Genomic DNA, 14,736 nt, shown 5'->3' on the forward strand with positions numbered 1-14,736 from the left:
TGAATACCCCAAAAATGTGCTTCAACACACTATGTAATTACTACTTGATTCCATTAGATAATAATTTAAACGATAACAATTGTCCATACTGTGAACAAAAACAGGGAGAATACGATTACTTCAAGCCTCAGCTAAAAGTATCCTTATCAAATTCTAGTGATAGCCAAAATCATCTGTTACGAGAAAAAGAAAAGGATGCACTAAAAACATCAATCACCAATAAGATATATGTATTACTACGAAAAGAATTAGCTAATAATAAAGAGCATAATCAGGATCAAATCGACTCTCTACGAAAAGAATTAGCTAATAATAAAGAGCATAATCAGGATCAAATCAACTCTCTACAACAGCAACAGAAATTAAACCAGACTCCGCAAGACCAAGATGAATCTCCAATAAAAAGAAGAGAGGAAGAAAATAATAACCCACAAGAAAATGACCCACAAGAAAATGACCCACAAGAAAATGACCCACAAGTAGATAACTCAGAAATCTGCTTAACAACACAGAATAAGAAATTACCTTTTGCTGAAAACTTTTGCCTAATAAAAATACCGAGAATTCAAGTTATGATTTGTGAAGAAGACAGAACTGAAAATCCTTATAACCACATCATTAACAATAATGAACTTTTAGACTCTTCTCAACCAATAGTAAATTTACTGAAAAATCTGGGAAATATTATTAAAAATAATCAGCAAAGATATCCAGACTTATTAGAATCATTAGAGAAACTAGATGAATCCTATATATTTACTATATTAGGATATGGGGAAATTTTATATCTAGAAACTCAAAAAAATAATAAGCATAGAGATACAGCAGATGATAAGTTTTGGAAATGGCAGGAAGGATTAAGACTTAAGATAGATGATCAAGTGATCAAAAATCAAGATGAAGAAATTAGTGATGAAAAATATTTTCAATTGAAAACAGATAAAAAAACATTGATTAGAATAGAAGACTACTATAGAAATAAGAAAATAAATATATTTTTAAAATTAGATAATAATATCCCTAATTAATTTATTTATGTATATAACACTAGAACGTATAAGTTTAGTAAATGACCAACCAGAACTTGATGGCCTTCTTGAAAAAAAAATAGTTATAAACTTGACTAAATCTACAGAAAAAACCATATTTTGTCAATATCAAGAAAGAAAAGAAGAAGTTGCCAAAATAATCAAAGAAAATGAAAATTATAAAATTGAGCAGGTAAAGCAGCAGGTAGCGTATAAAAAGATTTTTTTTAATGAAACAGACAATCAAGAAATGCAACAAGTAAATTCAACAGGAGAAATATTACGAGACAATATGGTTATTCAATTTGGCTACAATGCTGCTTTGCGATACAAAGTTATATTTGAGAAAGACAAAAATGATAAACAGTAAGACTAGTGGCTATCTAGTTGCTGTTGTTTTAAGTATGGCTTTGCTTACTAGCTGTAAATCAAATGAGCAATCTAGTGCTGACAATTCAAAATGTTTAGGACTGGAGAATATATCAACTCCAATCTCTTATTCAACCCCTAATGGTTTAATTACACCAGATCAAAATCAAAATTCTCTCGAATTCTCTGAAAACAACACTTCAAATTATCTTTTAACAACAGGATCTATTATAGAAGATGGTAAATCTTTGGAAAAAATTATTAATGATGATTTATATAGGGATAGAATCTCGAAACCCGAAGTTTTTAATAATGCAAATATTTATTTAATTAGCACTTTTCATCCAGATGACTATCCAGATGAAGATACTGAAAATAAATACACAATTTGTCCTATAGCCTATAATGCGATCGCTGTTTTTGTCCCCTTTTCCCCCAGTCGTCAACCAGAAAAGAATCTACCCTTAGCTCTTGGCGGTGGTTTAAGTTTAAAACAACTTCAGGAGATATATACTGCTGAAGAGACTCCTAAATGGAATGATTACACAAATAAATTCCAAGATGATGTATACATACAACGCTATCTTCCCACAGATGAAGATGCTTATGAAATTTTTCTCCGAAAGATTTCTCAAGTTAATTCTAATGAAATGGATATAGAGGAGATACGTCAGAGAATTGAAGACAAAGTTATTTCTTGTCAGCCAAACTCGGAAAACAAAGAAATTTTTATTTGTCAAGAAGAAGATGGCACATCAAAAGATATTCCGAGAAAAGACTTAAAAGACCGTATTGTGCGTATCGAAACTAAGGATCTTATTGGTAACATAGCCAATGACTTGGAGCAAGATAAAACCGTTGGTTTATCATTTGGATTAGTCAGTAAAGTCATTGGAGAATGTAAGGTTTATCCTTTAGCAGTGGACAAAAAACAGTTACTCATTTGGGTTCGTGATAACCAAGAGATTACACCAAAGATAGGCTCAAGCTTTTGCTATGCTAAAGCAGCTTATAAGATTGACCAACAACTACTAAGAGACAATAAATATCCTCTTACTTTTGCCTTAGCTACTAGACACGATTCTGAAAATGATACCGATGCAGGTTCAGCTTTTCGACATATAATGAACACAAAAGAAATGCAATGTTTGTTCCTTGAAGCAAATTTAGTTCCTTACCGTGAAGACATAAAACCCGATGAAGACTGCATATTTTACCCAAATGATAGTAATAAGACTATAGAGATTGTAGGAATTACACCGTCACAAAAACCAGAACCAGAACCAGAACCACCTCCAGAGAATCTAACACCAGAACCAGAACCTACAATTTACCAAGTTCCTTTTGAATCAGGAAAACCGACTATTTCCGAAAACCTTCAAGATAGAGAGACCGCTCTTGAGGAGATAGAAAAAATGGCTAATGAAATTCGTAAGCAAAGAGACACTAATCCTGAAGATAACTGGTATTACGAGGTAAGTGGACATACTGATCCAGCTCCATATCCAACATATCGTAGTATTTATAGAGAAGAAATTACAGATAATCTGGGTCTTTCCCTAGATAGGGCTTATACTGTCAAATGTAGACTAATAAGAGAATATGAAAATATTCCTAAAGATAAATTAATAGCAATAGGTTACGGCGCTGAGCAGCCTCCTAAAGACCCAAATCAAAATCCTAGGCGTGTAGAATTAAAACTAGTGGAAAATCCCTCAGAAATACCGGATCAGGAAGCTTGTCGAGATAATTAATAGATAATTAATTAAGAATAGGTGCTCCCTCAGGTAAATCTAACTCCACAAAGGGACCTCTATCTAAAACCTCTATATCCCATTGTCCTCTACGAGCAGTTTCAAATACAATATAGCGCCCATCAGGGCTAATATGAGGGTTACGTAACCAACTACGATAACCCTTAGTTAAAAATTGAGAAGATTGGGTAGCGCGGTCATAGAGAATCAAATCCGGTCTTCCCTGGAAAGTAGATATATAAACTATATAGCGACCAGTATAACTGAGACTGGGGCTTTGGGAAATCGCCGACCTAGTATCTAAACCAGGTAAATTACTAATAGTTTTTGTTTCTAAATTGTAAATAATTATGCTGTTTTTTCCGTTACGATTAGAGACAAAAGCTAACCACTTGCCATCGCCACTCAAAGCTGGTTCTTGGTCATTGTAACGACTATTTAAAGGCATAAATGCTTGGTTAACAATAGATGAGTTACAACCACCAACCAAAGATAAACCAGCTAGGGCGATCGCCACCAAAAACAATTTGACATTAGAGAACTTCATTAATAATCCTCCCCATAGAAATCTTACTAGTAGTCAAAATTACTAGGAGATTCTGGGTTACGTCTTGGTTTTGGTTCAATATCTCTAGGATTACTAGGCTTTCTTAACTCTATATCTGATTGTTCACTCTGATCAATTGGTTGATAATCAACATAATCATCTACAGTATTGTCTGGTTCATTCCCATAATAATTGTATGGTGATTCTGCATAGGGATTGGGTGGGCGTTTTTTGCTAGTTTTGGATTTACGCCGTGAAGGTGGAGTGTTTTGGGGTTTTCTCGGTGTTAATGAGTTAGCTGGTGATTCACCCCAGGCATCATTATAGGGATCATTATAGGGATCACGACTTACTGGTCTACTGCTAGGGCGAGTACGGCGTTTAGAACTAGATTCTTTGGTTCCATAAGGATCTGGTGCTCTTCGGCTTCTGCTTCTAGATATTGGTGGTTCTGGTTCTTCGTAGGGATTCCTGCGAGAAGGTGGACGTTCCACATAACCCCTCAGTTGCCGACTATCATCTAATTCTTCTGATTCGTAGCCTTCTAATTGATCTAACTCAGCACGATACACTCGACTAACTGGTCTTTCTTCATCTACAATAGGAGAACTACGGCGAGCTTGTTCTGTTGTACTCGCTCTCAATCGAATTGTTTCTACAGCAAAAAATATTGTAGAACCAGTTAAGAGAAACTGACCAAATTGTAGAATTGGATCAAGACGCCATCCTTGGAACAGTAAAATTAAGCCACATAATAATCCTACCGCCGCAAAAAAGATATCGTGATCTCTTGATAATTCTGGTCGTACAGAGCGTACAAAGTACAGGGAAGCTCCTGCTACTGCTAAAAATATGCCTAAAATACTTGCTGAGTTTAGTCCAAAATTTACCATTTTTACATTCTGTGTTGATTAACTGTTATATTTCTATATATCTCTAATATAGCTTTTACTTCCAATCATAAAAAATATCATCTTCTTTTGCTTTTATCTTTCTTTAGTAAAAGTCCCACATCCGTACCCAAGGTCGGTGTGGAACTCAACTTTTTAATTTCTTGCAATTGAGAGTTACAACTACAATTGAAGAGTAAAAATTTATGAGCGAGTAATTTTGTCTCTTTGACTGATAAATATCAATCCAACTGTAACAGGAATTACTACAATTACAGCTCCAGCTAAAAGACTGTAGAAAAAGTTTGCTAAAGATGGGGTCATGATATTTTAATCCTTTTACTTTTGTTTATTTCTCTTTACAATTTTTACATAAGCTTGACACTTTTTGTCTGATTATTTTTTTCTGCAATGGCAATACAAAACTCACAGACTTCCAAAGTGTTTAAATTCACAGGAAAAATGATAAAATAGTCAAGTAAATGTAATAAAAATTAATGAAAATATGAACTTTGTAAGTTTAGGGATAACTTTACTCAGCCTGACTTTAGCTTTAATGACTTTTTTGTTTATTTTCCGCATTGTTTTAACCTGGTATCCCCAAGTTAACTTAAACAGTTTACCATTTAACCTAGTTTCTTGGCCAACAGAACCATTTTTAGTCCAAACACGCAAACTAATACCCCCGATAGGAGGAGTTGACATTACTCCTATTGTTTGGGTAGGAATCGTCACTCTGATTAGAGAAATTTTGCTGGGACAACAGGGGTTGTTAACTTTGTTTTTAAATAATTAAAGGGAAAAACTGTAGATACTTAGCAAAAAATTGCTAAAATTGACAGTATCTTTCAATAATTTGTTACAAAATTAAGATAAGTATCAATTTTGTAACGTTTTTGATGCTCAAATTAAAACGAAAAACCTCGTGTAACATCAGTAAGAATAAAATACATGATTGTTTCTAATTCTAGTACAAAAAACAACTTCTATACCCAAGACCATAATTATCAATCTTCTTCAGCTACTGATACTGATACATCTTTTCGTCAGCGTCATCTAGGTCCAAATGAAAAAGAAATTGAGGAAATGCTTAAGAGTCTAGGATTTAATAGCCTAGATGAATTAATTGAAGCCACGATACCTCCATCTATACGCCTCAATAAACAGCTTAATTTACCTACAGCTCAAAGTGAGTATCAAGCTTTAAACAGCTTAAGAAAGATTGCTAGTAAAAACCAAATCTTTCGCTCCTATATTGGCATGGGTTATCACAACTGCTATACTCCTCCGGTAATTCAACGAAATATTTTAGAAAATCCCGGTTGGTATACAGCCTATACACCCTATCAAGCAGAAATTGCCCAAGGCAGATTAGAAGCCTTGCTAAATTTCCAAACCATGATTATTAGTCTAACGGGACTTGATATTGCCAATGCTTCATTACTAGATGAAGCTACAGCGGCAGCAGAAGCTATGGCGATGAGTTATGGTTTATCAAAAATAAAAACTAATCAATATTTTGTGGATGAAAATTGTCATCCTCAAACTATTGCAGTACTAAAAACCAGGGCTTTGCCTTTAGGAATAGAAATAATCAGCGGAGATTATCGTAGTTTTGATTGGGAAACACCAATTTTTGGAGCCTTACTACAATATCCCGCTACTGATGGCACGATTTACGATTATCAAAATTTTGTTCAACAAGCACATACCGCAGAAGCTTTAGTCACTGTAGCAGCAGATATCCTCAGTTTAGCATTACTAACTCCTCCTGGTGAATGGGGAGCTGATATTGCTGTAGGAAGTACTCAGCGCTTTGGAGTACCATTGGGTTATGGTGGTCCCCATGCAGCTTATTTAGCGACTAAAGAAGATTATAAGCGCTCTATCCCCGGAAGAATTGTGGGGGTATCTAAAGATAAAGATGGAAACCCAGCTTTACGTTTAGCATTGCAGACTAGAGAACAACATATTCGTCGAGACAAGGCTACTAGTAATATTTGTACAGCCCAGGTCTTATTAGCTGTAATCGCTTCAATGTATGCAGTGTACCATGGTCCCGAGGGGATTAAAAATATTGCTCAAAAAGTCCATGACTTAACTGCAATGTTGGCCACTGGTTTAGAAAAGTTGGGATATGAATTAGTTTCTCAATCATTTTTTGATACTGTAACTGTCAAGTTAAGTGAAACTAAAGCAAGTAGTGTGATTGCTAAGGCAGAGGCAAATAAAATTAACTTGCGTTATCTTTCTGAAGAAAGAGTGGGGATTAGTCTGGATGAAACTACTAAAAAAGCTGATTTACTAGATATATTGGCTATTTTTAGTGCTGATGGTAATTTGCCTTTTACTATGGAAGAATTAGAATCTCTATCTACATCTAAACTTCCTCTAGATTTAAAACGGAGTAGTAAATATCTCACGGAACTAGTTTTTAATAATTATCACTCAGAAACAGAGTTACTCAGATACTTGCATCAGCTAGAATCTAAAGATATATCTCTGACTTCATCAATGATACCACTAGGGTCTTGTACCATGAAGCTAAATGCCACGGCAGAAATGATGCCCGTGACTTGGCCTGAATTTGGGCAAATACATCCCTACGTGCCCTTGAATCAAGCTGAAGGATATCAGGAACTATTTAGTCAATTGGAAGAATATTTGGCGGAGATTACCGGATTTGCCGCTATATCTCTACAACCTAACGCCGGGTCCCAGGGAGAATACGCAGGGTTACAAGTAATTCGTAACTATCATGTCCATAGAGGAGAATCAGAACGGACAGTGTGTCTGATTCCAGAATCAGCTCATGGTACAAACCCGGCAAGTGCGGTAATGTGCGGCATGAAAGTGGTAGCAGTAAAATGCGATCGCCAAGGAAATATAGATGTCAAAGATTTAGCATCAAAAGCAGCTAAACACAGCAATAAACTAGCAGCTTTGATGGTTACATATCCTTCAACTCATGGAGTTTTTGAAACGGGTATCAGAGATATTTGTGACTTAATTCATAGTCACGGTGGACAAGTGTATCTAGATGGGGCAAATATGAACGCCCAAGTAGGATTATGTCGTCCAGGGGATTTTGGTGCAGATGTTTGTCATCTTAACTTACATAAAACCTTCTGTATCCCACACGGTGGCGGAGGTCCAGGTATGGGACCAATTGGAGTGGCAGCCCATTTAAAACCCTATTTACCAGACCCTCTACTACTATTTCCCAATCAAACTAAAAATCCTGAATCAATAGGGGCGATCGCCGCCGCACCTTGGGGTAGTGCGAGTATTTTAACTATCTCTTGGATGTATATCATGATGATGGGTCCTGAGGGTTTAACCGAAGCGACTAAAATAGCTATTCTCAATGCTAACTACATGGCTAATCGTCTTCAAGAACACTACCCAATTCTCTTTACAGCAGAATCGGGATTAGTTGCCCATGAATGTATTATTGACCTACGGCCTTTAAAGAAAATAGCCAATATCGAAGTAAATGATATAGCTAAGCGTTTAATGGACTATGGTTTTCATGCGCCCACAGTTTCTTGGCCAGTAGCAGGGACAATGATGATTGAACCTACCGAAAGTGAGTCCAAGGTAGAATTAGATCGCTTCTGTGATGCTATGATTAGTATCCGTCAAGAAGTTGCAGCCATTGACTCAGGTAAAGTTGATCTCGAAGATAATCTCTTGAAAAATGCCCCTCATACAGCGGCAAGTTTACTAAAAAGTGATTGGACTCATCCCTATACTCGGGAAGAGGCAGCTTATCCTGCACCATGGACAAGGGATTTTAAGTATTGGCCTCCTGTGAGTCGGATTGATAATGCCTATGGTGATAGAAACTTAGTTTGTTCTTGTGAAGGTATGGAGAATTATTCTGTTTAATTCAGATTGGATTGGAACATGAGATAACTAGGGACTTGTTATAGCCCTACGCATTATGGTGTTTGACATCAAAATAAAGCTCTTTCCCCCCCTTTTTCAAGGGGGGTTAGGGGGGATCCTCACAAGGGTAGGTTTTTTACAAAGAGCTTGTAGTAAAAGTAAGACAAGGTAGACAAGGAGGGAAAGTGGACAAGGAAGTATCTGTATTTTAGGTGTACATTAGTATGAAAACACGCTGTTTTAATTGTATTATCTCCCTTGTCTCCTTGTCTTCGTTCCTCTATCTTGCACGCAAATACAAAAGTACTAAATAGGCCAACAGGCGAGAATCAATTTTTAAGCGTTTAGCATTAATTCTCTTACTTCAAAACTTCAAAACTTCAAAACTCATTACTCAACCCCCACCAGTAAATGAGTGATAAAGATGCAAGATGTGAGTTGTCCCGTCCTCACCGAAATGTTAAAAACCTACCCTTATCAGTAGGGGGGATCTGTAAATCTAAATATTGTTAACACGAACTACTGCTATAAAAAAAATTTAATATCAAAATACTTTTTTATTTAATACTTGTACAACTTGATCAAAAAATCCTTTTTTCTGTCTTTTTATTTCTAATGACTTAAATAAATCCTCTTCTGAAATAGCTCCTGATTGATGTCTTTGGAAAGCAGATATCACGGTTTCTAAATCTTGAGCTGAGAAAGAAAATCCATATTTTTGACCTAAGCTGGAAACAACAGCGCTTTTTCCTCCTAGAAGTGCCCCAACTTCTTCTTGGTCTAATTCTTTGACGCTACTAATATTACCGTCTCCCACTCCGAGAAGTTCCTTGAGCTCCTCTTGTAACTTTTTATCTGTAGCGGTTTGCTCCATAAATTTAACCACCTCAGTTTTGGGATTAGTGGTTTCTGTGGTGACAGGAATAAGAATACCATCAACTTTAGTATAGCGTTGACCACGATAAATGAATTCTTGTACCCTTTGAGTAGAAGCAGGAGCAAATTCATTAGTGGATATTCCTAAACTTGTAGATAATCCAGCTTGGGAAATTTTGCCTAAACGATAGGATTCAAACCCTGACACTACTGCTATCAAGTCTTCCTGACCAAAGATATACCCTCGATTACGAGCAAATTCTGTCACTTGAGCGCCGCGAGCACCTTTGAGAGCTTCTGATTCCTGTTTATCGATTTCTGCTGGGTTACTAATATTGCCATCTCCTACCCCTAAAATCTCCTCTAATTCCCTTTGTAAATCTTCATTGTCAGCGCTTTGGGCTATAAATCTAATTACAGCTAATTTTGGATTGGGCGATGTAGTGGTATCAACTGATGGATTCATAATTTTCTCGTATAATTCACCCTTAAACATCAACTTAATCGCTTTTTGAGTCGCCAACACTGCTAAGGCATCCTCAGAAATCCCTAAATTTCTGAGTAATTCAGACTCTGATATTTCTCCTGAGCGATTTCGCTCAAACATTTTGATTACTTGAGTTAAATCTGCTTCGGTAAAATAGAATCTATGTTTACGAGCTAGATTAACAACTTTAGGAGCACGATTTCCTATTAACACCGCAGATTCAATCGCATCTAATTCTTGAGCATTACTGATATTTCCGTCTCCTACTCCTAATATTTGTTTTAATTCTTGTTGTAAAACTTTATCTTCCGAAGTTTTGTTCATAAACTGTACAACTTCTTTTTTAGGATTAATTTGACTTGTTAGTTTATTTGGTTTAATGACTCTACGATAAACTGTACCTCGGTAGACAAACTCTACTATTTTTGGCTGCTCTGTTGCCTGAGCTACAGAAGTATCAGGGGAGTTACTAATTCCTAAGTAATTAAATAATTCTTGTTCAGTTATTATTCCTAACTTGTGCTTTTCAAAAGCACGAATAACATTAACTAATTCTTCTGGAAAAAACTGCCATCCTTTTTCTTGAGCAAATTTAGTTATTCTTTTGCCTCCATCAATAATTAGTGAACTAATTTCTTGTTCATCTAATTCTGCACTATCGCTGATGTTTCCATCTCCTGTATTTAACAAAGTCTTGATTTCTTTTTGTAAAGTTTTATCATGACCGCTTTGGCGCATAAATTCTAACACTTGTTGAATACTCATAATTGTCGCCTATTTTATCTTTTTCGTAAACTATAATATAGCATTATTATTTTTAAAAAGTGTTGAATTTATCTTTATTTATTGACCTAGGGCGATCCTCAGATCTTGCATCTTTACCCAAAGTTACTGGTGTAAGGGTAATGTAGAATGCGCGAATTAAGAATGTAGAATGATTTTTTTAGCCTGTAGGTTGGGCCCTTGGAACGAAACCCAACATCATCTTATTCTCAGACCTTGTGGTGGTTGAGTAATGAGTTTTGAAGTTTTGAAGTAAAAGAATTGATCCTAACCCCTTAAAAATTGATTCTCGCCTGTTGGCCAATTTCTGTACTTTTTTAGGAGTGCAAGATATGGGTGTAGCGAAAAAAGTCACTCAATTTATTTAATTTAAAATTCCATTTAGTCACCTTTGAGGCGATCGCTCCTCTTGCTGGATCTTTCGGTATTCTTGGGAAATTTGTATTTCTTATTACACTTATATCTTGTCCTAGAAGGGCGCAAGCCTTGGGAGGGGCGCAAGCCTTGGGAGGGGCGCAAGCCTTGGGAGGGGCGCAAGCCTTGGGAGGGGCGCAAGCCTTGCGCCCCTACTACTAATCCTCAAAGTATAAATTATAAATACTTGAAAAAACAATTGCTTTGGAATTGTTATATGGATGATGGTAACCTTATACTTTGCCAGGGATTTGCTTTTAAATTTACTAAATGTTCCACATTAAAGACACAGAGATGATGATTGGCTACAGATTCAGTAACTACAATAGAACCAAAAATTTTTCGCAGAAAGATATAACTTGAAGAAAAAATCAAACTATTCCACAGGGGAACAAAATGTAGAGACAGAGGATTGTTGTGTTTGACCACAAATAAAGATCCGGGAAGGCGTCTATCTGTAGCTAAAAAAGTAAACCGTCCTTCTAAATAACTTAAAAGATTAGTAGTTTCCCTCAAATGGCGATCGCCACAATTTTCTAATAAACGAAAAATAATTTCACTATCTACTTCAGCTTCACGTGGAAAACCCCAATGTCCAAACAAAAAGTCATCATTAGTAATATGACCATTATGAACACCACAAACTGGTCCTGCTTGTATGGGGTGATTATTATAATTATTACTAGGACAACCTTTAGTAGGTAAACGGGTATGCCCTAAAACCAAAACAGTTTTCTCATTCAGAGAATTTATCAGCAGTTGATAAGCTTCAGTGGCGATAAATTCATGGGCGCTTATTGATTGCTTATAAATCTCAATTTTACCCTCAATATCGATGATGGCTATACCTGTAGCTGCTTCACCACGTTTTTCATTGAAGAGTAAATTTTTAGTAAAATTCTCTCTAATGTCTTGCCAAACTTCGGGAGGACGTGTCTGGGGAAACAAAAAAACACTAGCTATACCGCACATTTTTCTACCTTTTTTAACTAGCTTTGAAAAACCATTGTACCTTGACGAGCATCCCAGGATAAACCTCGTAACTTCTCTAACTCCAGGAGACGATGCTCTAAATTTTGGGGAGTTAAATAGAGATTGCGAGCAGCTTGCCAGCGCCAAGCATCAGCAGAAGGTAAATTATCCCATTCTCCCAATTCTATACATTGCATTAAACGGCGATCTACATCATCAAAACCAATTTCATCTAAACTTGCCCGAGAGGCTAACATTGATTCTATTTCTTGCCAATCATATCCAGCGCAACGCATTAGAGAGATAGGCTGCTCAGTAAGTGCCATTAACACATCTAAAGCAGGATTATCAATAAAGTGATTAAAAGTTGGTGCTAATAGGTCCAACAATTCATAACAACCTTGGCGTAACTCTTCAATAATCTCATCAGTAACCCCACTAGTATCACTAGTAGCTAAATTTCCCTGATTATTACTCAACAGATTTAGTATTTCTTTTTTACGTTGCCAGGTTTGAACTTTGCCTACATGGATAATTCCATACTGACTTAAATCTACAGCTTTGAGAAGTAAAGAAAGAAACAAAAAGGTTTTAGCGGTAATAGAGGTGGGAGATAAATCTGCATCAGGAAAGCGAAACTCTAGGTGAAATGGCAAGATATCTTCAGTTTCACTAAAGCCAATATGCTCTAAGTTGAGAAAATTTTGATGCTCTGGTACTATCTTACTAACTTTGAGAGCTTGTTTGATTTCCCTAATACTCATCACTCCCGGAGAATAGTTAACCATCTCCAAGTGACTATTATGATTGCGACGACGGCAGAGAGACTCTCTCTTGTCTCCACCACTGGTGATAAACTTTAATTCAGGAGCGTAGCGACGGATAAGATTCCAGAGATTAGCTAAAATTATCTCTGGTAATGGCTCCCCCAATCCTGGTGTCAACAGATGAAAATGGAGTCCACAGGTTGCCCGTGGACGTGCCCCTTTTTCTTGGACAATTTTACTTATACGAATATACTGTTCTTGTAAACTACGAAAATGTGGTTGACGACCAATTATACGAATTTCTACCCCGCAATGTTCTGGAGTAATATCTAGCACACCATTGTATCCCAGTCTTTCTAAACTATGTGATGGTGCTAAGGCTTGATTTAACTCTTGTTCAAAAGTTTCCCGCTTCACTTTTTTAGGCGGTGCTATTTCTAATTCTGTACCAATTTTACTGACTCTATATAATAAGTCTTTCCAGTAGCTATCTTCACTAGGTGTTAGAGTTTTTTTACTGGGTAAGATAATTGGGTCTTTCATTGGCTCTCACCCATTATAATTGTTCGTCTTCACTTTTCTTGGTTTTAAACTTGGGAAAATTCAATAATAGAGCCTTTTCCTTCTTTCCATTCTTCTATATTTTCATGAACTTTGTAACCCATTCTTTTTAATGCGGAACGACTAGCGTTCATAATGGGACAAATATATGGGTATTCTACACCAGCTTCTACTAATTTATCTGTAAAACTGCGATTTACACAATTTTTTACTTTGAGACGAAAATCATTTTCACCTATTCTTTCGATATCTATATCAGTAGCAAATCCATATTCATCAATAAAAATACGACTAATTTCCATTAGTACAGTTTCAGGATCTTCTCCAGCAATTTCCAAGCCCATTTCTTGTTCCATTACTTGCAGAATTTGATTGCCCATAATTCCGCTAAAGGAGTTAACTCCTTTTTTCCCTAAAATATCCCAAGCCCCTTTGCTTACACTTAATAAAGCTAAATTGGTTAGGCGTAATCGATTAGCTTTTTTACCTTCTTCTGTAGCCATTTTTCCTAATCTCCAGCGAATTGTTATTTCTAAAAGATTAATGGTAATTTGAGATGATTATTGCCGTTTTTTTATCTACAATATAAATATTGTAAATTTATCTTAATTACCATTTAATTCTTCATTTGCTTTAATTCTAGTAGAACTTATTTTAGTATTTATCTTTTTTGAAGAGTTATTTAAATAAATTAATATAACTTTAATTAATTACTTAACACTTCTTTAACAAGGCATTGATCACTTTTAAATTTAATATTTTCTTTATATTTAGGTTATTTTTTCTGGTTCTTTGTATGGTTGAGCGTCTTCTGGTAAAAGACAAATAGACGTAAAAATTCTCAAAAAAATCTCTGGAGCTCATATCTTGCACTCCCAAAAAAGTACAGAAATAGGCCAACAGGCGAGAATCAATTTTTAAGGGGTTAGGATCAATTCTTTTACTTCAAAACTTCAAAACTCATTACTCAACCACCACAAGGTCTGAGAATAAGATGATGTTGGGTTTCGTTCCAAGGGCCCAACCTACAGGCTAAAAAAATCATTCTACATTCTTAATTCGCGCATTCTACATTACCCTTACACCAGTAACTTTGGGTAAAGATGCAAGATGTGAGGTGGAGGGCGATCGCCTGCTTAAATGAATAGGCTACTGAAGTGATATTTTATCTTTCATGACTTTGTACAAACTAACCGCTTCTAAAAATCTACTCAAATTTACTCAAACAGCCAAATAAGACAGAAAAAAGTCAGCGGTATATCTTTTGCCATGTAAAGTGTTTTTACTCCTTGCCAATTACTCGGTACTCTGTATCACTGACACAGACTCAATAATTGGCTTAACCTTACATGCCCAGTTAGGGTGAACTTCCATACGATCAAAGGTATCCCTCTTTA

Annotated in this window: 13 protein-coding genes; 5 read left to right on the forward strand and 8 right to left on the reverse strand. The window is 36.0% G+C overall.

Features of this window, described 5'->3' with window-relative positions:
• Positions 1-14 precede the first annotated feature (14 nt).
• The 3 genes from MW688_RS03345 to MW688_RS03355 are packed head-to-tail and all read left to right on the forward strand — an operon-like array spanning position 15 to position 3,151.
• Positions 15-1,028 (forward strand): hypothetical protein, encoded by a 1,014-nt coding sequence (locus MW688_RS03345; RefSeq protein ID WP_486734499.1) that lies wholly within the window; start codon positions 15-17, stop codon positions 1,026-1,028.
• A gap of 7 nt (positions 1,029-1,035) precedes the next feature.
• Entirely contained in the window at positions 1,036-1,398 is a 363-nt protein-coding gene (locus MW688_RS03350; protein ID WP_486734500.1) for a hypothetical protein, read from the forward strand.
• Positions 1,385-3,151 (forward strand): OmpA/MotB family protein, encoded by a 1,767-nt coding sequence (locus MW688_RS03355; RefSeq protein WP_486734501.1) that lies wholly within the window; start codon positions 1,385-1,387, stop codon positions 3,149-3,151. The genes MW688_RS03350 and MW688_RS03355 overlap by 14 nt, the downstream gene beginning before the upstream one ends.
• Before the next feature lie 7 nt (positions 3,152-3,158).
• Here MW688_RS03355 and MW688_RS03360 read toward each other — a convergent pair whose 3' ends face one another.
• The 3 genes from MW688_RS03360 to psbX form a co-directional block, all read right to left on the reverse strand.
• Positions 3,159-3,698, reverse strand: coding sequence for a TolB family protein (locus MW688_RS03360; protein WP_486734502.1), 540 nt, complete (start codon positions 3,696-3,698; stop codon positions 3,159-3,161).
• Between the two features lie 26 nt (positions 3,699-3,724).
• Positions 3,725-4,591 (reverse strand): Ycf66 family protein, encoded by an 867-nt coding sequence (locus tag MW688_RS03365; protein WP_486734503.1) that lies wholly within the window; start codon positions 4,589-4,591, stop codon positions 3,725-3,727.
• Between the two features lie 201 nt (positions 4,592-4,792).
• Complete coding sequence (gene psbX / locus MW688_RS03370; protein WP_486734504.1) at positions 4,793-4,912, reverse strand: photosystem II reaction center protein PsbX; 120 nt, start codon at positions 4,910-4,912, stop codon at positions 4,793-4,795.
• A gap of 181 nt (positions 4,913-5,093) precedes the next feature.
• Between psbX and MW688_RS03375 the strand changes: the two genes are divergently transcribed.
• Positions 5,094-5,384: a YggT family protein gene (locus MW688_RS03375; protein WP_486734506.1), complete on the forward strand. Its 291-nt coding sequence runs from the start codon at positions 5,094-5,096 to the stop codon at positions 5,382-5,384.
• Positions 5,385-5,539: 155 nt separating this feature from the next.
• Positions 5,540-8,479, forward strand: coding sequence for an aminomethyl-transferring glycine dehydrogenase (gene gcvP, locus MW688_RS03380; protein ID WP_486734507.1), 2,940 nt, complete (start codon positions 5,540-5,542; stop codon positions 8,477-8,479).
• Between the two features lie 544 nt (positions 8,480-9,023).
• Here gcvP and MW688_RS03385 read toward each other — a convergent pair.
• The 5 genes from MW688_RS03385 to MW688_RS03405 form a co-directional block, all read right to left on the reverse strand.
• Positions 9,024-10,607, reverse strand: a complete 1,584-nt coding sequence (locus MW688_RS03385) for an EF-hand domain-containing protein (RefSeq protein WP_486734508.1) — start codon at positions 10,605-10,607, stop codon at positions 9,024-9,026.
• A 399-nt stretch (positions 10,608-11,006) separates the two neighbouring features.
• Positions 11,007-11,180 carry a hypothetical protein gene (locus tag MW688_RS03390; RefSeq protein WP_486734509.1) on the reverse strand — a complete coding sequence of 58 codons (174 nt, stop codon included), beginning with the start codon at positions 11,178-11,180 and terminating at the stop codon, positions 11,007-11,009.
• Between the two features lie 72 nt (positions 11,181-11,252).
• A complete protein-coding gene (locus tag MW688_RS03395; RefSeq protein ID WP_486734510.1) occupies positions 11,253-12,011 on the reverse strand; it encodes a class II glutamine amidotransferase in 759 nt (252 codons plus the stop codon).
• 17 nt (positions 12,012-12,028) lie between these two features.
• Positions 12,029-13,321 carry a hypothetical protein gene (locus MW688_RS03400; protein ID WP_486734511.1) on the reverse strand — a complete coding sequence of 431 codons (1,293 nt, stop codon included), beginning with the start codon at positions 13,319-13,321 and terminating at the stop codon, positions 12,029-12,031.
• A 44-nt stretch (positions 13,322-13,365) separates the two neighbouring features.
• On the reverse strand, positions 13,366-13,842 hold the full coding sequence (locus MW688_RS03405; RefSeq protein ID WP_486734512.1) for a hypothetical protein: 477 nt from the start codon (positions 13,840-13,842) through the stop codon (positions 13,366-13,368).
• Positions 13,843-14,736 lie beyond the last annotated feature (894 nt).

This window comes from Johannesbaptistia floridana, from assembly GCF_057440575.1.

Excerpts from the sequence above, each read along its gene's own strand:
- MW688_RS03355 (WP_486734501.1), top strand. The coding sequence starts at position 1,385 with ATGATAAACAGTAAGACTAGTGGCTATCTAGTTGCTGTTGTTTTAAGT.
- MW688_RS03365 (WP_486734503.1), bottom strand. The coding sequence starts at position 4,591 with ATGGTAAATTTTGGACTAAACTCAGCAAGTATTTTAGGCATATTTTTA.
- psbX (WP_486734504.1), bottom strand. The coding sequence starts at position 4,912 with ATGACCCCATCTTTAGCAAACTTTTTCTACAGTCTTTTAGCTGGAGCT.
- MW688_RS03375 (WP_486734506.1), top strand. The coding sequence starts at position 5,094 with ATGAACTTTGTAAGTTTAGGGATAACTTTACTCAGCCTGACTTTAGCT.
- MW688_RS03395 (WP_486734510.1), bottom strand. The coding sequence starts at position 12,011 with ATGTGCGGTATAGCTAGTGTTTTTTTGTTTCCCCAGACACGTCCTCCC.
- MW688_RS03400 (WP_486734511.1), bottom strand. The coding sequence starts at position 13,321 with ATGAAAGACCCAATTATCTTACCCAGTAAAAAAACTCTAACACCTAGT.
- MW688_RS03405 (WP_486734512.1), bottom strand. The coding sequence starts at position 13,842 with ATGGCTACAGAAGAAGGTAAAAAAGCTAATCGATTACGCCTAACCAAT.
- MW688_RS03360 (WP_486734502.1), bottom strand. The coding sequence starts at position 3,698 with ATGAAGTTCTCTAATGTCAAATTGTTTTTGGTGGCGATCGCCCTAGCT.
- MW688_RS03345 (WP_486734499.1), top strand. The coding sequence starts at position 15 with ATGTGCTTCAACACACTATGTAATTACTACTTGATTCCATTAGATAAT.
- MW688_RS03385 (WP_486734508.1), bottom strand. The coding sequence starts at position 10,607 with ATGAGTATTCAACAAGTGTTAGAATTTATGCGCCAAAGCGGTCATGAT.
- MW688_RS03350 (WP_486734500.1), top strand. The coding sequence starts at position 1,036 with ATGTATATAACACTAGAACGTATAAGTTTAGTAAATGACCAACCAGAA.
- gcvP (WP_486734507.1), top strand. The coding sequence starts at position 5,540 with ATGATTGTTTCTAATTCTAGTACAAAAAACAACTTCTATACCCAAGAC.